The 17,248-nt window shown below is 57.9% G+C and carries 17 protein-coding genes; 6 read left to right on the plus strand and 11 right to left on the minus strand.

Translation table 11 applies throughout. The features are described 5' to 3' along the window. Positions 1-7: 7 nt before the first annotated feature. The 3 genes from DHN60_RS07220 to DHN60_RS07230 all read right to left on the minus strand — a co-directional run bounded on the left by DHN60_RS07220 (position 8) and on the right by DHN60_RS07230 (position 3,349). Complete coding sequence (locus tag DHN60_RS07220; protein WP_108836600.1) at positions 8-832, minus strand: ABC transporter ATP-binding protein; 825 nt, start codon at positions 830-832, stop codon at positions 8-10. Positions 833-901: 69 nt separating this feature from the next. Continuing rightward, entirely contained in the window at positions 902-2,176 is a 1,275-nt protein-coding gene (locus DHN60_RS07225) for an ABC transporter substrate-binding protein (protein WP_108836601.1), read from the minus strand. Positions 2,177-2,272: 96 nt separating this feature from the next. Then, positions 2,273-3,349, minus strand: a complete 1,077-nt coding sequence (locus tag DHN60_RS07230; protein WP_108836602.1) for a branched-chain amino acid ABC transporter permease — start codon at positions 3,347-3,349, stop codon at positions 2,273-2,275. Between the two features lie 192 nt (positions 3,350-3,541). On the opposite strand from DHN60_RS07230, the gene DHN60_RS07235 reads away from it, so the two are divergent. Next, on the plus strand, positions 3,542-3,865 hold the full coding sequence (locus DHN60_RS07235; RefSeq protein WP_108836603.1) for a hypothetical protein: 324 nt from the start codon (positions 3,542-3,544) through the stop codon (positions 3,863-3,865). Here DHN60_RS07235 and DHN60_RS07240 read toward each other — a convergent pair whose 3' ends face one another. From DHN60_RS07240 to DHN60_RS07255, 4 genes are all read right to left on the minus strand, one after another. After that, positions 3,866-4,897 (minus strand): branched-chain amino acid ABC transporter permease, encoded by a 1,032-nt coding sequence (locus DHN60_RS07240; RefSeq protein ID WP_108836604.1) that lies wholly within the window; start codon positions 4,895-4,897, stop codon positions 3,866-3,868. Between the two features lie 115 nt (positions 4,898-5,012). Then, entirely contained in the window at positions 5,013-5,549 is a 537-nt protein-coding gene (locus tag DHN60_RS07245; RefSeq protein WP_234423562.1) for a hypothetical protein, read from the minus strand. Between the two features lie 40 nt (positions 5,550-5,589). Beyond that, entirely contained in the window at positions 5,590-6,090 is a 501-nt protein-coding gene (locus DHN60_RS07250) for a hypothetical protein (protein ID WP_159089143.1), read from the minus strand. Further along, positions 6,083-6,901: an ABC transporter ATP-binding protein gene (locus DHN60_RS07255; RefSeq protein ID WP_108836607.1), complete on the minus strand. Its 819-nt coding sequence runs from the start codon at positions 6,899-6,901 to the stop codon at positions 6,083-6,085. Before DHN60_RS07255 ends, DHN60_RS07250 begins: the two co-directional genes overlap by 8 nt. An 85-nt stretch (positions 6,902-6,986) precedes the next feature. On the opposite strand from DHN60_RS07255, the gene DHN60_RS22255 reads away from it, so the two are divergent. After that, on the plus strand, positions 6,987-7,154 hold the full coding sequence (locus DHN60_RS22255; RefSeq protein ID WP_159089144.1) for a hypothetical protein: 168 nt from the start codon (positions 6,987-6,989) through the stop codon (positions 7,152-7,154). A gap of 2 nt (positions 7,155-7,156) precedes the next feature. On the opposite strand, the gene DHN60_RS07260 is transcribed toward DHN60_RS22255, so the two are convergent. Continuing rightward, positions 7,157-9,097: an AMP-binding protein gene (locus DHN60_RS07260; protein ID WP_108836742.1), complete on the minus strand. Its 1,941-nt coding sequence runs from the start codon at positions 9,095-9,097 to the stop codon at positions 7,157-7,159. 182 nt (positions 9,098-9,279) lie between these two features. Here DHN60_RS07260 and DHN60_RS07265 point away from each other — a divergent pair, with 182 nt between their 5' ends. After that, the gene (locus DHN60_RS07265) at positions 9,280-10,497 is read left to right on the plus strand and encodes a PAS-domain containing protein (RefSeq protein ID WP_108836608.1); all 1,218 of its coding nucleotides are present in this window, start codon (positions 9,280-9,282) and stop codon (positions 10,495-10,497) included. Between the two features lie 3 nt (positions 10,498-10,500). On the opposite strand, the gene fdhF is transcribed toward DHN60_RS07265, so the two are convergent. Then, a complete protein-coding gene (gene fdhF / locus DHN60_RS07270) occupies positions 10,501-13,263 on the minus strand; it encodes a formate dehydrogenase subunit alpha (protein ID WP_108836609.1) in 2,763 nt (920 codons plus the stop codon). A gap of 217 nt (positions 13,264-13,480) precedes the next feature. Here fdhF and DHN60_RS07275 point away from each other — a divergent pair, with 217 nt between their 5' ends. Genes DHN60_RS07275 through DHN60_RS07285 form a run of 3 tightly spaced genes read left to right on the plus strand, consistent with a single transcriptional unit; the run spans position 13,481 to position 15,808 of the window. Continuing rightward, positions 13,481-14,134, plus strand: coding sequence for a histidine phosphatase family protein (locus DHN60_RS07275; protein ID WP_108836610.1), 654 nt, complete (start codon positions 13,481-13,483; stop codon positions 14,132-14,134). Between the two features lie 10 nt (positions 14,135-14,144). Then, complete coding sequence (locus DHN60_RS07280; RefSeq protein WP_108836611.1) at positions 14,145-14,756, plus strand: glutathione S-transferase family protein; 612 nt, start codon at positions 14,145-14,147, stop codon at positions 14,754-14,756. Then, the gene (locus DHN60_RS07285) at positions 14,753-15,808 is read left to right on the plus strand and encodes a saccharopine dehydrogenase (RefSeq protein ID WP_108836612.1); all 1,056 of its coding nucleotides are present in this window, start codon (positions 14,753-14,755) and stop codon (positions 15,806-15,808) included. Before DHN60_RS07280 ends, DHN60_RS07285 begins: the two co-directional genes overlap by 4 nt. 52 nt (positions 15,809-15,860) lie before the next feature. Here the strand turns inward: DHN60_RS07285 and DHN60_RS07290 are convergent, their stop codons facing one another. Both DHN60_RS07290 and DHN60_RS07295 read right to left on the minus strand, forming a co-directional pair. Further along, positions 15,861-16,517, minus strand: coding sequence for a ChrR family anti-sigma-E factor (locus DHN60_RS07290; RefSeq protein ID WP_108836743.1), 657 nt, complete (start codon positions 16,515-16,517; stop codon positions 15,861-15,863). Between the two features lie 8 nt (positions 16,518-16,525). After that, a complete protein-coding gene (locus tag DHN60_RS07295; protein ID WP_234423572.1) occupies positions 16,526-17,050 on the minus strand; it encodes a sigma-70 family RNA polymerase sigma factor in 525 nt (174 codons plus the stop codon). Between the last annotated feature and the right edge of the window lie 198 nt (positions 17,051-17,248).

Raw genomic sequence — 17,248 nt, forward strand, 5'->3', positions numbered from 1 at the left:
CCGCCGATCAACTGAGCCAGCGTTTGCGGCGCCGATAACTGCGCACATCGCGGAAGGATTTGCGCCCCTCATCGGACATGCCCAGATAGAATTCCTTCACATCCGGGTTCTCACGCAACTCGGCTGCGGGGCCGTCCATCACAACGCGGCCCGATTCCAGAATGTATCCGTAATGGGCAAAGCGCAGGGCGACGTTGGTGTTCTGTTCAGCAAGGAGGAAGGTCACGCCCTCACTCTCGTTGATCGACTTCACAATCGTGAAAATCTGTTCAACCAACTGCGGGGCCAACCCCATCGAAGGTTCATCCAGCAGGATCGTTTCAGGGCGGGACATCAGCGCGCGGCCAATGGCCGTCATCTGTTGCTCTCCACCCGAGGTATAGCCAGCCTGCGATTTGCGCCGTTCACGCAGACGCGGGAAGTAGTTGTACACCATCTCAAGGTCGGCCGAAATCGCACCCTTGCCGTCGGTGCGGGTATAGGCGCCTGTCATCAGGTTTTCCTCGACGGTGAGGTGCTCGAAACAGTGGCGCCCCTCCATCACTTGCACGACGCCGCGTTTAACCAGATCGGCAGGGTCGGCATGAGCGGTATTTTCACCGTGATAATGGATTGTGCCCTTGGTGACTTCGCCCCGCTCGCTTGCGAGCAGGCCAGAGATGGCCTTGAGCGTCGTGGTCTTGCCCGCGCCATTGCCACCCAGCAAAGCGGTGATGCCGCCCTTGGGCACCTTCAGGCTGACGCCTTTCAGCACGAGGATCACGTGATTGTAGATCACCTCGATATTGCTGACCTCTAGAACAGTCTCTGTCTTGGCCTCGGCGTCCAGCATGGCGCACCCTTGTGTCTTGAAAATGCAATTCCCCGGCGGCCAGATCAGCCGCCGGGGACAGTGATAGGCTTAGCAGCCCGCTTCGATGCCAGATTCGGCCGCATAGGCCGCGCTGTCTTCGTCGATCAGCGGCTGGATGACGTCCATGTCCGATTCCGAGAATTCGGAAATCAGCGACCAAGTCTTGGCCGACGCATCCCACTGGGTCACGCCAACAAGGCCGTTGCCGCCATGGTTTTCACAGGACACATTGAAGGACGGACCAAAGCCGGGCAGACCCAGTTCGGTCATCTTGGCTTCGGTGATCTCCAACGCCTCCATCCCGTCGCGCATCATCGCAGGGGTGATGTCGGCAGTGCCGTGGATGCCTTGGGCGGTTTTGGCCGCTTCGGCAGCCAGCATCGCAGCATAGAGACCACGGTTATAAAGAACCGTACCGATCTGATCGCCAGACCCGGCGGCCAGTCCCTTGTCAACAACGTGGGTCTTGATGTCGTCAAACACTGGGAAATCGCTGCCCACACCGTGGAACGTCAACGCTTTGTAGCCGTTGGCCGCATCGCCCGCAGGCAGCACGTCGTTTTCCGAACCGGACCACCAGATGCCGATGAAATTCTCCATCGGGAAGCGGATGTTGGCAGCTTCTTGAACGGCGACCTGGTTCATGACGCCCCAGCCATACATGATGACATTGTCAGGACGCTCGCGGCGGATTTGCAGCCACTGCGATTTTTGTTCCTGACCGGGGTGATCCACGGCAACCAGCATCAGTTCAAAACCGTGCTTCTTGGACAGTTCTTCCAGCGTGCGGATTGGTTCCTTGCCATAGGCAGAGTTGTGATAGACCAACGCGATTTTCTTACCCGCGATGTCGCCTTGGCTCATCAGGTAGTTGATGGCACCAGAGGCCCCGTTCCAGTAGTTGGCAGGGTAGTTGAACACGTGGCTGAACACTGCGCCATTGGCGGCAGACGTCCGGCCATAACCCATCGAGTGGATCGGAATGTCGTCAGCCGTCGCTTTGGGGATCAGCTGATAGGTGATACCTGTGGACAGAGGCTGATAGACCAGCGCGCCCGCACCTTTGGTGGACTCATAGCATTCCACACCCTTTTCGGTGTTATAGCCCGTTTCGCATTCCAGCACGTTCGCCATTACGCCGCCGATGCCGCCATCACGCTCGTTGAGCATTGTGAAATAATCGGCATACCCATCCGCAAACGGAATACCACCCGCCGCGTAAGGGCCTGTGCGATAGCTAAGGGATGGGAACACAAGGTCCGCCATCACAGGGCTTGCGGCCATCATGGCGGCTGTTGCCCAGGTTGCGATCTTCATCTTCATCGGTTTTTCCTCCCGTTGGTTTTATCCGATATGCGGCCCCTCACGGACCATTCCGTAGGGCGGGGTTCACCCCGCCATTGTTGGTGATCGCCCCGCTTAGTGCGGGAACGGCCACAATCTCAATTTCTCCTTGGCCACGCGCCACAGCTGCGCGATCCCGTGAGGTTCAAGGATCAAAAACATGATGATCAACCCACCCACAATCACAAGCTGGAAATGCGCCACGATGTCCGTCGGCCATCCCATCAAGTCCACTCCGACAAGCTTCAACAACACAGGCAAGACCACCAAAAAGGCAGCCCCTGCAAAGGCGCCAAAGATGCTTCCAAGGCCCCCGATGATGATCATGAACAGCACCAGGAACGACTTCTGAATGCCAAACACCTCGCCCACTTCGACAGCGCCAAGGTAAACGGCAAAGAATAGTGCACCTGAAATGCCAACAAAGAACGAACTGACAGCAAAAGCCGTCAACTTGGCCTTCAGCGGGTTCACCCCGATGATCTCGGCGGCGATGTCCATATCGCGGATCGCCATCCACTGGCGGCCAACCGACCCCCGCGTCAGGTTGCGCGCGACAATCGCCGCGCCAATGGTAAAGACAAGGCAGAAAAGATACGTCGCCCACGCTTCGGTATTGGGGCCCGTTACCTCAATTCCAAACACAGTGCGCTCAGGCGCGTTGATCTGACCAGATGCGGAATAGTTGTAAAACCACGCCACCTTGTTGAAGAGCCAGACAAGGAAGAACTGCGCCGCCAGAGTGGCAACGGCCAGATAGAACCCCTTGATCCGCAAAGACGGCAGACCAAAGGCCGTGCCGACCAGCGCTGTGATCCCCCCTGCAATGATCACGTGGAAAAAGATGTTCACATCCGGAAATGCAGTCATCAGCTTGTAACAAGCATAGGCACCCACAGCCATGAACCCACCGGTCCCAAGGCTCACTTGCCCGCAATACCCCGTCAGGATGTTCAAACCTATGGCGGCGATTGCATAAATCAAAAACGGCAGAAAGATCGAATTGACCAGATAATCGTTCATCACAAACGGCATCACAAACACGGCCACAACCAGAACAAAGTAATAGCGATAACGGTCAAACCGGATCGGAAATGTCTGGCTGTCCTGCGGATAAGTCGTCGAAAAATCGCCAGCCTCACGATAAAGCATCAGTGTTTTCCTCTACTTGCGCGGTCGCGCGTTTCTTCTGACCGAAAATACCACGGGGTGAATTGCGCCGTTGGCGCAATAGGGGCTGGCCCCTCTCCTCCGGTCTTAACCAACACTTCAGGTTCTGCGGTTTCGCCACATTTGGCCCCAATCCCCATGCCAGCTTGGGCGCGGGAAAATGGAGTGGGAACTATGACTGCCATACTTGACGACATGCGTCGTCTGGAGGCCGCGTATGCGCGCGGCGACCTGAGCGCAATTGATCTTGCCGCCGCCAAAGCGGAGTTGCTCGAATCCGTACCTGACGCTGACGAACCGGTACACGCGGTCGAGCATGCACCCTCGCGCATTACCCGGGTCACGATCTGGCCGATGCTTTTGCTTTGCGTTCTGGTGGTGACCGTCTGCGCTGGGGTAGCCCTGATGCTGACAGGTGATCTCATGCTGTCAGCGACGCTTGCCATCACGGTGCTTGCCGCGATCACGGTCATGCTGTTCCGGCAACTCGACAGTTGATTATACCCGTTCAATGATCTTCTCCCCGAACAGGCCCTGCGGGCGGAACACAAGGAAGATCAGCGCGAGCACATAGGCAAACCAGTTCTCGGTCGCGTTCATGGTAAAGCCAAACAAGGCCCCGGCGAGATCGCTCGAGGACATGAAGAACTCAAACAGCTTTTCGCCCACGCCAATGATCAACCCGCCCACAATGGCGCCGGGGATCGAGGTAAACCCACCCAGCATCAACACCGGCAATGCCTTGAGCGCGATCAGAGACAGCGAAAACTGCACGCCCGATTTCGCGCCCCACATGATGCCAGCCACGAGGGCAACAAAGCCCGCCACCGACCACACCAAAATCCAGATGTAGTTGAGGGACACACCCACCGACAAAGCGGCCTGGTGGTCGTCGGCCACGGCGCGCATGGCCCGGCCCTGTTTGGTGTACTGGCTGAACGCCACCAGCACGGCGACCAACAAAATCGCGATGATCGTTGCGGTAATATCCAGATTATCAATGAAGAACCCGTAGCCAAAAATGTTGAACGTCGCCTCATCAATAGCAAGGTTGATGCCTTGGGGCAGACAGGTGGTATCGGTCAGACACACATCCAGCTTTTTGATCTCGGACCCCCACATAAGGTCCGCGACCCCTTCCAGAAGGTAGGCAAGGCCAATGGTGGCCATGAACAGAATGATGGGCTCCTGCCCGACCAGATGTTTGAAGATGAACCGCTGCACCGCCCAAGCAAGGCCAATCATCACCACCACTGTAAAGATGATCGCGATGATCGAATGAATCTCCCACCCAAAATAGTGGATGTTGGTTCCAAAGACCGCGTTGATCAGATGGTAAAACGGTACCTGCCCCGTCTGAATGCCGACCAAAGTCATCGCCGCAAACAGGGCCATAACCCCTTGGGCAAAATTGAAGATGCCGCTCGCCTTGAAGATCAGTACGAACCCAAGAGCGACAAGGGCATACATCACCCCGGCCATCAGGCCGTTGAGGAAGACTTCCATGGCGTAGATCAGTTGGTCAGGCATTAACGGCACTCCTCGGGCCACTGTTCACATGACGCAGCGGGCTGCGGCAGTTTGATCGCGGTTAGAACGGCGATGTTGGTATCGTCCAACGAAAAGGCGGCAGCGGGAGCGTGCATCATTTCAACGCCACCCCCATCAGATCAGCCGTATGATCGCGCAACGGCTGATAGCTCACGCGCAGACGCGTCAGCCCCTCAAAGGTCAGGTTCCAGTTCAGCGTGATCTCGGTCACACGTCCATCTCGACGCGGTGCCGCCAAAAAGGCCGCCGCATAAGCGCGCGGCATTGTCATCCGGCTCACCGGCTCAAACCCAGTGGTCGAAACAAACCGCGCTCCCGCTCCCTGTCGCCACTCCATAAAGGCCACAAGCAATTCAGAATAGCTGAGGCCGCTGGAAATGATTTCGCAGGCCGGTTCATCATACATGAACACAACCAATGTGCGGTCCAGATCGGTTTCCTGATAGCCCAGCGCATAGGTGTTCAGCGTGCTTTCGAAATAGCGCCGGAACGTGCGCGGGATCGGCATGATGTCACGGGGCGACAGGCTGGCTGGGTCCTCAAGATAGGGCAGGCACCGGGTTTCAATGACATTGCAAAGGTCTGCCATGCCAGGTTGAGCCGCGTCACAAATCGCCGGCTCATCGGCCAAGGCCGGGCTCGCCCAGAGGGCGGCACATATGGCAAGCGCCTTAACTCTCAAGGTCAGTTTCCACCATCTCATAGACCGTACGCGCGGCCGTTGCCTTGCTGCGCATCTTGACCCGCGGTTCGATCCACTCGTTGCTGATCAACCAGCCCCCATTAGGGACATAACGCCCTTGGCTCGTTTGCACCGCGCGCCATTCAGTTTCGGCCTGCGACACTTCCTTGCCAGCCACTTCGACCAGACAGGCCCGCTCACCCTCTCGCGGGGCGACATCCAGCACCAAAAGGTACCCTTCAGCTGTCGGCCCATAAACCCGGCGCGCTTCGTGCATTTGATCGATCGGCTGGGCCTTCAGGCCGTCCACCACCGGAAGGCTCAAGTGCTCAAATGGGTCCAGGCAACGCGCAACAAACAATTCCCACGCCGTGCCCGCCTGAGCCGCATTTGCCCCAAACGCCAACCCAAGGCACACCATTGGTGCACACATAGTGCTCAGCCTGCGCATACGCAGTGCATGACGTATTCCGGCCAGCGCCTTAGTCATGCGCAACGCCCAGATAGGCATCAATAACCGCCTGATTGTTGCGCACTTCATCCGGTGTACCGTCGCCAATCTTCTTGCCGTAATCCATCACAACAACTCGATCGGATAGGTCCATAACCACGCCCATATCGTGTTCGATCAGGGCAATCGTGGTGCCAAATTCGTCGTTCACATCAAGGATAAAGCGGCTCATGTCCTCTTTTTCCTCTACGTTCATGCCTGCCATCGGCTCGTCCAGCAACAACAGCGATGGCTCAGCGGCCAGTGCCCGAGCCAATTCTACCCGCTTTTTCAAACCGTACGGCAGACGGGCAACAGGTGTCTTGCGGATGGCCTGAATTTCAAGGAAATCAATAATCTTTTCAGCGACTTCCCGGTTGGCAGTCTCTTCGGCTTCGGCCTTGCCCTTCCACAGGGATTGGGCGAACAGCCCCGTTTTCATGTGTGTCAGCCGCCCGGTCATCACATTGTCCAGAACGCTCATCCCCTCAAACAGGGCAATGTTCTGAAACGTGCGTGCAATCCCTTGTCGTGCCACCTCAAACGGCTTCATCGCCGGGCGCGGCGCGCCTTTGTAGAACACTTGGCCTTCCTGGGGGATGTAGAAGCCCGAGATGACGTTCAACATGGACGACTTTCCCGCCCCATTGGGGCCGATGATGGCGCGAACTTCGCCTTCACGAATGTCAAAGGAGATATCCTTGATCGCCTCAACCCCACCAAATCTCAGGGTAATATTCTTCATCTCCATCACGACGCCGCCAATTTTGCGACCATCTGCGGTGGTGTAGCCTTCGGTCTGATCAAGCATAAACCGTCTCCATCGTCCGACCTTTCGGCCAGATATTAACCATTTTCTGCGCACGCGTTTCCCACGCCGGTTCGGAGGGCCAAAGATGCTTGAAAAAATGGAACGTCGTCATCTGCTGAAGCTCGCCTATAACCGTCACCAAGAAGGACTGAGCGCGCGCGCTACCCGCAAAATCATGCGCAGCTTTATCGGTGCGTTCATCAACGACAACCGTCTGCGCTGCGCTGAAAGGCATGTGTTTGAAGGTCACTGAAATCACTCTGCCGCCATCTTTTGCGGCGCGGCCGCGGTTTGCGCAGACTGGATCAGCAACGTCGCCGAAATCGAGCCTTTGCGCCCGTCCTCATAAGTAACTTCTGTGGTGGTCGAGATTTGCTCGGACCCATCGTACAGCGCGGCAATGATATCGCCGTACTTCTCTTCGATGATCCGGCGGCGCACTTTCAATGTGCGGGTCAATTCCCCATCATCGGCATCCAACTGTTTGTGCAGCACGACAAAGCGATGCACCTGACAGCTCGACAACATCTCGTCCTGCGCGACGGATGCGTTCACGTCTTCCACATGTCCTTTGATCGTCGCCAACACCTGCGGATGCTGTGCCAATTCCTGATAGGACGCGTAGCCAATGTTGTTGCGCTCGGCCCAGTTCCCAACAGCTGTCAGATCAATATTGATGAATGCCGTGCACTCATCCCTGCCATTGCCAAAGACAACCGCCTCAAGGATATTAGGGAAGAACTTTAGCTTGTTTTCAACGTATTTTGGCGCAAACAACGCGCCCGACGCCATCTGTCCCACGTCCTTGGCCCGGTCGATGATGCGCAAGTGCCCGGTGTCTTCCTCGATGAACCCCGCATCACCCGTTGCAACCCAACCCTCTGGGTCCTTGGTGTCAGCCGTGCTTTCGGGGTTCTTGTAATACTCCACAAACACGCCGGGTGAGCGGTAAAACACCTCTCCATTCTCGGCAATCTTCAACTCCACTCCGGGGCATTTCACACCCACTGTGTCGCTGCGCACCTCACCATCTGGTTGCGCGGTGATGAAAACCGTGGCCTCTGTCTGACCGTAAAGCTGTTTGAGGTTGATGCCCAAAGACCGATAGAAATCAAAGATTTCCGGGCCGATCGCTTCACCGGCCGTATACCCCACTCGCACCCGGCTAAATCCCAGCGTATTCTTCAATGGGCCAAAAACCAGCAACTCGCCTAGGCGGTATTTCAGCCGATCCCCAAAGCTCACATCCTTGCCGTCCAAAATCGCAGGACCCACCTCGCGCGCGTGCGCCATGAAATAATGGAACATGCGCTGCTTGAGCGCGCTTGCATCCTCCATCCGGATCATCACCCCGGTCAGCTGGTTCTCAAAAACCCGAGGTGGCGCAAAGTAGTAGGTCGGCCCAATCTCGCGCAGGTCCACATGCATGGTCTCCGCACTTTCGGGGCAGTTGGTACAAAACCCGGTCCAAAGCGCCTGACCAACGGAAAAGATGAAATCCCCAACCCAGGCCATCGGCAGATAGGCGAGAATGTCATCACTCTGGCGCAGCCCATCAAAGTCGGACGACGACTTCGAAGTCTCGATCACGTTCCGGTTGCTCAGCACTACGCCCTTGGGTTTGCCAGTGGTTCCAGAGGTGTAGAGCATCACGCAGGTGCTGTCATAGTCCAGCTTGGCAATGCGCCGCGCCATCTCGGGCGCCAGTTCATCCCGCTTGGCCCGGCCGGCATCCTGAACATGAGAATATTGGTGCAGCTTGGAATGGTCGTATTTCCGCAAACCGCGGGGATCGAGGTAAATCATCTGCTCAAAGTTCGGCAGCTCGGCCTGCACTTCGATCACCTTGTCCACCTGCTCCTGATCGCCAACGATCACAAAGCGCGCGCCGCAATGCGAGAGTGTATAGGCCATCTCTTCGGCGGCCGCGTCCTGATACAGCGGCACAGGAATCGCACCACACATCTGCGCCGCCATCATCGACCAATAAAGCGTGGGCCGATTGCGCCCGATCACAGCAATAAAGTCACCCTCGGCGACGCCAAGGTCGATCAGACCCAATGCCAGCGCTTCGATCTCTTCATGGGTTTCGGCCCAGGTCCAGCTTTGCCAGATGCCGAATTCTTTCTCTCGGTACGCAGGCGCATTCGCAAACTGCGTTGCGTTGCGGTGAAGCAATGCGGGGATGGAGTCCATTCCCGTCGGATTGGCCATTTCGGCAGTCACGTGCTTTCCTCCCTGAATGCCGGTGTCCGGCTTATTTTGGCGGGCGACGCGAATCCCGCATTTAAATCGTCGCGGGAACGTCTGGACGTGTCAAATCTTTCTTAATACATTCTGAAATGTAGCAAAATGTTACATCTTTGAAAGACGGTCAAATGCAGTCGCCAGAAATCCTGCACCGGTCGCGCGATACCTCGGTCCTGTTGCGCTCCGGGCTCAACATGATCCAGCAGGCGCTGTCGATCTACAGCGAAGATCTGCGCCTCATCGTGGCTAACCAGCGCTTCCGCGCAATGTTCGGACTGCCCGCGCACCTGTGCGAGCCCGGTGCCGCATTTTCCGAGACCATTCGCTATCTCGTCGATTCAGGTGAGTACGGACAGGTCGGCGACAAGGAAGCGTTCATCACGGCCCGCGTGAATCAGGCCCTGACCTTCGAGCAGCATTACGTCGAACGCAAGCGGGCCAACGGGCGGTGGTTGTCAGTTGAAGGCGGCCCTTTAAGGCAGGGCGGCTGGATCGCCGTTTATACCGACATCACCGAAATCAAACAGCACGAGGACATGTTGCGCGCACGCACCGATGAACTCTCGGGTCGGTTGCTTGACCGCTCCGAAGAACTTGCCAGAGCCAACCGCGCATTGGAGGCCACGATCAGCCGCCTGCATGAAACCCAACAACACCTCGAAGCGGCAGAGGCACGCGTCCGCCTTGCAGCCGAAACAACACCGGCCCACATCGCCCGGTTAGATCTGCAGGAACGCTACACCTACACGAACCGGCGGTTGCCACTGGTGCCCTTCAACGGTGCGGATAACATCGTAGGCCACACAGCCCAGTCTGTACTTGGACAAGACATTTACGCCGAGATTTTGCCCGCCCTCCACTCGGCCTTTGATGGCAGTGCAAAAGTAGTGGAGTTCACAGTGCCTCAGGATGGCCGCCACATCCGGGCTGCTTTCACGCCGGATACCAATTCTGCGGGGGCAGTGACGGGTGCTTATGTCCTGTCAGTAGACACCACCCTGTCACAAGGCAGCGATCCGTCGCCCCGCCGTGCAGCGCAGTTCGGCGTCTGGACTGTACAATTTGACCGGCTGGACCTCATGGCAAAAGGGGCTGACGCCGCGATCCCACTATCTGTTTCCGAGGCAGCGTTGCTGCGTGTTTTTCTGTCTGCCGCGAACAGGCTCATATCTCGGGACGAAATATTTGCCGCCCCCGGTCTGCACCCGACATCTGCGCGCGCACTCGATGTGCGCATATCGCGCCTGCGCAGCAAGTTGGGCGATGACCCAAAGGCGCCAAAGCACATTCGTACCATCTATGGCGCGGGCTACATCTTTGTCGGTGATGTCACCTGGTTGGCCTGATGCCTATTCGGCGACCATCGCCTGAACCGCCTCAACTTTTACAGCTGAAAACTTGAATTCCGGGATCTTGCCATAGGGGTCCACAGCCGGGTTGGTCAGGATGTTGGCCGCTGCCTCAACAAATGCAAAGGGCAGGAACACCATGTCTGGCGATACCGCACGATCCTCACGTGCCATGATCTCGATCGAGCCACGTTTCGTTGACAAGCGCACCACGCCACCCGGGACCACACCCAGCTTGCGCAAGGTGGATGGGTGCAACGAACAGTTTGCTTCCGGCTCTACGGCATCCAGCACAGTGGCGCGGCGTGTCATCGAACCGGTATGCCAATGCTCCAGCTGCCGTCCAGTTGTCAGGATCATCGGATAATCTGCGTCCGGCACATCATCGGGCGCAATCACAGCCGCAGGCGTGAAACGCGCGCGCCCCTCAGGGCGAGGGAACCCATCGCCAAACACAATCGCCTGCCCCGGATCTTCGGGGGACAACGACGGATAGGTGACCGCGTTCTGCGCCTCAAGCCGGTCCCATGTGATATTGGCCAGCGACTTCATGTTTAGCTTCATTTCGGCAAACACATCCGCCGGGCTGTCATAAGTCCAATTGAGGCCAAGCCGCTTGGCCAGTTCCACCTCGATCCACCAGTCTTCGCGCGCATCGCCGGGGGGCGGCAACGCAGGGCGACCCATTTGCACCTGACGGTTGGTATTTGTGACCGTGCCAGACTTTTCTGCAAAGGCGGACGCAGGCAGTATCACATCCGCATAGTTCGCCGTCTCGGTGATAAAGATATCCTGCACCACCAGGTGATCCAGCTTTGCCAAAGCGTCGCGTGCGTGTTCGACGTCTGGGTCCGACATGGCCGGGTTTTCACCCAGCACGTACATCGCCTTGATGTTGCCAGCATGCACGTCATCCATGATTTCGGTCACCGTCAGACCTTTCTCATTGGAGAAGTCGCCCGAGTTCCAGACATCGGTAAAGGCCGAGCGCACGCCATCGTCCGTTACGGGTTGATAATCCGGCAGGAACATCGGGATTAGACCGGCGTCCGATGCCCCCTGCACGTTGTTCTGCCCGCGCAGCGGGTGAAGGCCCGCACCGGGCCGCCCAACCTGCCCACACATCAGCGCCAGCGAAATCAGGCAACGCGAGTTGTCCGTTCCGTGGATGTGCTGAGACACGCCCATCCCCCAGAAGATCATCGCCGATTTGGCGCCGGCAAAGGTCCGTGCCACGTCGCGCAGCACTTCGGCCTCGATCCCGCAAATCTCAGCCATCTTTTCAGGCGCAAAGTCCGCCAGATGCGCCTTTTCAGCTTCCCAATTCTCGGTATAGGCGTCGATATATTGCTGGTCGTACAGGCCCTCTTCTACAATTGTGTGCATCATTGCGTTCAGCATGGATACATCCGCACCCGGGCGGAATTGCAGCATATGGCTGGAAAAACGTTTGAGCGCCTGCCCGCGCGGATCCATCACGATCAGCTTGCCACCGCGCTTGGTGAATTGCTTGAAATAGGTGGCCGCGACGGGGTGGTTTTCGATGGGGTTACAGCCAATGGCAATGGCCACATCCGCGTTTTCGATTTCGTTGAACGTGGCGGTGACTGCGCCGGAGCCCACGTTCTCCATCAAAGCCGCAACAGAACTGGCATGACACAACCGGGTACAGTGATCGACGTTGTTGTGGCCAAAGCCTTGTCGGATCATCTTTTGAAACAGATAGGCTTCCTCGTTCGTGCACTTGGCCGACCCAAAGCCCGCCACTTCACGCCCGCGCCCCTTAAGACCATTGGCGGCGAAATCCAGCGCCTCGTCCCATGTGGCCTCACGGAACACTTCCTGCCAATTGCCAGGGTCCACGTTCAGCCCTTTGGCTGGTGCATCGTCGCGACGGATCAACGGTTTGGTCAGGCGGTGATCGTGGTGGATGTAGTCAAAGCCAAAGCGCCCCTTGACGCAGAGCCGCCCTTCGTTCGCGGGGCCATTGATGCCCTCGACATATTTGACCTTGTTGTCCTTCACTTTCAGAGAGATCTGACAGCCGACGCCGCAGAATGGGCAGATGCTCTCAACTTCGCTATCAAAATCTGCACTGTCCCCAATTTGGGCGTCATCAACCACCGATGACGGCATCAACGCCCCAGTCGGACAGGCCTGCACACATTCGCCGCAGGCCACACAGGTGCTGTCGCCCATCGGATCGGCCAGATCGAATGTTGGATAGCTGTCATGCCCACGCCCTGACATCCCAATGACATCGTTGACCTGTACCTCGCGGCAGGCGCGTACGCACAGACCACATGAAATGCAGGCATCCAAATTGACCGACATCGCCACATGGCTGTCATCAAGCAGAGGAATGCGCCCCTCTTCCAACTTGGGAAAACGGCTTTCCGAAACGCCATTGGCCTCGGCCATGTCCCACAGATGGGCGGATTTGTCGTGCGATACATCACGCTCGGGTTGATCGGCGACCAGCATTTCGACCACCATCTTGCGCGCCGTTTCGGCGCGGGTTGAATTGGTGGTGACAACCATGCCTTCGCTGGGTTCGCGGATGCAGGATGCGGCCAGCACACGCTCGCCTTCAATCTCGACCATACAGGCGCGGCAGTTGCCGTCCGGGCGGTATCCGGGGCTCGGTTTGTGGCACAGGTGCGGGATCACAAGGCCGCGCCCGTTGGCAACCTCCCAGATGGTCATGCCCGCTTCGGCCTCAACCTCGGCCCCGTCCAGCGTAAATGTCACCTTGTCCGTCATCGCGCGCAACTCCCTCGCTCTCGCAGCACCCTAAACCAGCCCGAACATCAAGAGGACTCCCATTCCCGACACCAAAACCCGCTTTCGCGTCTCGGGTGTTTCCGATCCACGCCACCGCGCCTCATGTCTGTTTCAAAAATTGCGCCCCTTAGGGGCCAGCACTTTCCACCGCGCCAACGCTGCCCTAGAACAAACCAAACACCAGCCAAAGGCACACATGTCCCACATCACCCTTATCCGGCACGGTCAGGCCAACTCTCAGGCCAAGGACGAAGCCAGCTATGACCAGCTCAGCCCCCTTGGCCATCAACAGTCGGCTTGGCTGGGCGAGCACATGCGCGCCACGCATCAGCATCACTTGCGGCTCTACACCGGCACTCTGCGCCGACACCGCGAAACTGCGGCCGGGATGGCGACAGGGCTTGAACCTGTTGAGGATGCGCGTTTGAACGAACTGGAATATTTCACCCTCGCCACAGCGCTTCGCGACGAACATGGTGTTCCCTTGCCGGATGGGCCCGGTGACTTCACAGCCCATTTGCCGCAAGTCTTTGCCGCGTGGCAGGATGATCGCCTGAAAGGTGCGCCGGAAACATTCGCAAGCTTTGAGGACCGCGTTCAGGGCGCGTTGCGCGAGATTTCTTCTGGGGATGGCCCCGCATTGGTGGTCACGTCCGGCGGATTGATTTCGATGGCGATGCGTCAGCATCTGGGCCTCAGCATCGAGGGCATGGCCAATATCGCGCTCGCCATTATGAACACCTCGATCCACCGCCTGCACCCAATCGGCGGCACCTGGGCACCGGTTATGTTCAACGCCATCCCGCATCTGGAAACGCCAGATCGCCACCACGCCCAAACCCACGTTTGAAAGGCAGTCCATGAAGCTCTATTTCGCCACTGGCACCATTTCCATCGCCGTTGCCGTTGCTCTGAACGAAGCGGGAGTGTCCTACGACACCCACCAACTTAACTTCGCAGCTGGCGAGCAGCGCGGTGACGGCTACGCCGCCATCAACCCCAAAGGCCGCGTGCCTGCGTTAGAAGTGGGCGACACCATCCTGACGGAGACGGGTGCAATCCTTGACTATGTGGCCACACTTGCCCCCGGCCTGATGCCTACTGACCCAGTGGCAGCGGCGCAGGCGCGCGGCATCATGTACTATTTGGCTTCGACCATGCATGTGGCTCATGCCCACGGAAGGCGCGCAAATCGTTGGGCGGATGAAGAGGCCAGTTGGGCCGACATGATCGCCAAAGTGCCCCAGACCATGACCGAATGTACGGCGTTTGTTGAGGCAAAGTGCCTGACCGGACCGTTCATATTCGGCGATACGCTTTGTGTTGCAGATGCCTACCTATTCGTTGTGTGCAGCTGGCTGACAGGCGACGGTGTTGATCTTGCCCCCTTCCCGAAAGTACGCGCTTTTCTGGCCGCCATGGAGGAACGACCCAGCGTTCAAGCCGTGCGCGCAAACGGGATGTTGCCATGACCCATCTATGGGTGCGCGCCGAGCAGCGGGACAATGAAACGCGCGTCGGGGTGACCCCTGACGGTATAGCCAAGTTGATCGCTTCAGGGATCACAGTGACGGTCGAGGATAGCCCGACCCGCTGCATTTCCACTGACAGATACGCAGCTGCAGGTGCCGAAATCGCACCAGCACATAGTTGGCCCGCGGCACCAAAGGATGCCATCATCTTTGGGCTGAAGGAACTGCCCGAAGACGACACACCCCTGCCGCACCAGCACATCATGTTCGGCCATGCGTTCAAGGGCCAGCCCGCTGGGCAACGCCTGCTCCGTCGGTTTGGCGCTGGCGGTGGCACGCTGTTTGACCTTGAGTATCTGGTAGACGCCAACAATCGCCGCGTGGCCGCCTTTGGCTATTGGGCGGGCTACGCCGGAGCGGCGGTGGCCCTGAAATGCTGGGTTGCCCAGCAAAACGGGCAGATCGCTGGCCCCGTTGCGCCCTATTCCAGTTCAAACCATCTGCTTGCCGACCTGCAATCCGATCTGGTCGCGACCGGGCCGCACAGGCCAACGGCACTGATCATCGGCGCGTTAGGCCGGGTCGGAACAGGGGCCGCAGATTTGTGCACCGCAATGGGTGTGCCCACCACCCGTTGGGACATGGAAGAAACCGCCCACGGCGGCCCATTCCCCGAAATTCTGGCGCACGACATCTTTTTCAATTGCATCCTCGCGCGTCCCGGCACGCCGGTGTTCGTCCCGTCAGATGCGTTGCACAAGCCCCGTCGGCTCAGCGTCATTGGCGACATTGCCTGCGATCCAGACAGCGATTTCTCCCCAATCAAGGTCTATGACCGAACCACAACATGGGATGCGCCCGCGCTTCGGGTGCATGACGCGCCAGTGCTGGACGTCACGGCCATCGATAATCTGCCATCGATGCTGCCCGTCGAATCCTCAGAGGATTACGCGGATCAGTTGCTGCCCAGTCTGCTTACGTTGGAGGATCTGGACGCAGGGGTTTGGGCGCGCGCAAAGGCTACCTTTGAACAGGCAATGGCCAATACGTGAAAAAGGCGTGGAAAACCCCGCCTTGCGTTCAATTAGGAACAATTTGATCTGATCAGATCCGCGCGAACCGCTGCGCGATTTTCGGGATCAGACCCTGGAACTGCAACGGCGCGTCGGTGACGGCCAGACAAATACAATCCTCGTGTATGTCGGCGACGGGCGTGTGGTGCGTGTCACTGTCCGCCATTTCAACATCGCCGCGCGCGAAATAGTCGCCTTCATCCTGGAAGGCACCCTGCAACACCATCGTCATCTCGATACCGTTATGCCCGTGATCAGGCATTGCAGCGCCCGCCGGGATGAAAAGCAGGCGCGCAGACGCCTCGCGCGATGTAGGCAAGATCGCCTGTTTTACCCCAAGGCCAATAGCGCGCCATTTGATGCTGTCCAAATCGCCGCCCACGTAGTCCTGCAAAGGACCGGGCAGAATAGAGCCAGGCGCTCGCACGACGGGCGTTTCTTGGACGGGACCGCCCGCAATAAGCGCCATCGTTGCCGCAAAGCTGCCCGGCGCCAGAGCCACGTCATCTGGCACGTCAAGCGCAAGCACTTCGCCGCCCACAGCGTCATAGCTTTCAACCTCTGCCCGGCATGCGTCACAAAGTGACACATGCGTGGCAACCATCAGGTTGAATGCCTCGGGAAGAGTGCCCGCCGCATAGGCCATCAGGATATCGTCGGTCAGGTGGTGTTTTATGTCGTATTCCATCACTTCAATCACTTCATTGCGTGGCGCAACCGTTCCAGCGCCAATCGTATCCGACTTTTGATCGTGCCAAGTGGCAGACCGGTTTTCTGAGCGATTTCACTGTGGGACATGTCCCCGAAATACGCCTGTTCTATCAATTCCCGCTGGGCGGCGGGCAATTCTGCAATTGCCTGACCCAACAGTTCGCTTTCTTGCTGCAAGGCCATCACATCGGCCTGATCAGGTTCTTCTTCTGGGCCCCAAGTCAGTTCTTCGGGCTCGGGGCGGCGCTGCTTGCGCAGCACGTCAATCTTTCGGTTCCGCGCGATGGTGAAGATCCAGGTCGCCACCGAAGCCCGCGCGGGGTCAAACATGTGCGCTTTGTGCCAACAGGTCGCCAAGACTTCCTGCGCGCATTCTTCGGCCAGTGATGCGTCGGACCCCGATTTTATCAGGAACCCTTTGACCCGCGGGGCAAAGTGTTCGAACAGTTCGGCAAAGGCCGCCTGATCCTGATTGTCTCGGATGCGAACCATGTGGCTTACCCACAACATCCGCTTGCCGTCACTGTCATTCATCTTTGCAGGTCCTGTCACCGCCTCTGAGACCATTCCCATGGGCGGCTGTGCATCTTGATGCATTGTTTCTAGACCTGCGTACATGAATGATCTACGGCCCCTCGTCGCATTTGGATCAAAAAATAAATCTCTGGCATTTGTACATCCGTTTCGGGCACTGAACCGTACACTGTA

This window comes from Tateyamaria sp. Alg231-49 (genome assembly GCF_900143535.1).
In the GTDB taxonomy this organism is placed as follows: domain Bacteria; phylum Pseudomonadota; class Alphaproteobacteria; order Rhodobacterales; family Rhodobacteraceae; genus Tateyamaria.

Excerpts from the sequence above, each read along its gene's own strand:
- fdhF (WP_108836609.1), bottom strand. The coding sequence starts at position 13,263 with ATGACGGACAAGGTGACATTTACGCTGGACGGGGCCGAGGTTGAGGCC.
- DHN60_RS07285 (WP_108836612.1), top strand. The coding sequence starts at position 14,753 with ATGACCCATCTATGGGTGCGCGCCGAGCAGCGGGACAATGAAACGCGC.
- DHN60_RS07290 (WP_108836743.1), bottom strand. The coding sequence starts at position 16,517 with ATGGAATACGACATAAAACACCACCTGACCGACGATATCCTGATGGCC.
- DHN60_RS07235 (WP_108836603.1), top strand. The coding sequence starts at position 3,542 with ATGACTGCCATACTTGACGACATGCGTCGTCTGGAGGCCGCGTATGCG.
- DHN60_RS07265 (WP_108836608.1), top strand. The coding sequence starts at position 9,280 with ATGCAGTCGCCAGAAATCCTGCACCGGTCGCGCGATACCTCGGTCCTG.
- DHN60_RS07240 (WP_108836604.1), bottom strand. The coding sequence starts at position 4,897 with ATGCCTGACCAACTGATCTACGCCATGGAAGTCTTCCTCAACGGCCTG.
- DHN60_RS07280 (WP_108836611.1), top strand. The coding sequence starts at position 14,145 with ATGAAGCTCTATTTCGCCACTGGCACCATTTCCATCGCCGTTGCCGTT.
- DHN60_RS07295 (WP_234423572.1), bottom strand. The coding sequence starts at position 17,050 with ATGTTGTGGGTAAGCCACATGGTTCGCATCCGAGACAATCAGGATCAG.
- DHN60_RS07230 (WP_108836602.1), bottom strand. The coding sequence starts at position 3,349 with ATGCTTTATCGTGAGGCTGGCGATTTTTCGACGACTTATCCGCAGGAC.
- DHN60_RS07220 (WP_108836600.1), bottom strand. The coding sequence starts at position 832 with ATGCTGGACGCCGAGGCCAAGACAGAGACTGTTCTAGAGGTCAGCAAT.
- DHN60_RS07225 (WP_108836601.1), bottom strand. The coding sequence starts at position 2,176 with ATGAAGATGAAGATCGCAACCTGGGCAACAGCCGCCATGATGGCCGCA.
- DHN60_RS07250 (WP_159089143.1), bottom strand. The coding sequence starts at position 6,090 with ATGACTAAGGCGCTGGCCGGAATACGTCATGCACTGCGTATGCGCAGG.
- DHN60_RS07255 (WP_108836607.1), bottom strand. The coding sequence starts at position 6,901 with ATGCTTGATCAGACCGAAGGCTACACCACCGCAGATGGTCGCAAAATT.
- DHN60_RS07275 (WP_108836610.1), top strand. The coding sequence starts at position 13,481 with ATGTCCCACATCACCCTTATCCGGCACGGTCAGGCCAACTCTCAGGCC.
- DHN60_RS22255 (WP_159089144.1), top strand. The coding sequence starts at position 6,987 with ATGCTTGAAAAAATGGAACGTCGTCATCTGCTGAAGCTCGCCTATAAC.
- DHN60_RS07260 (WP_108836742.1), bottom strand. The coding sequence starts at position 9,097 with ATGGACTCCATCCCCGCATTGCTTCACCGCAACGCAACGCAGTTTGCG.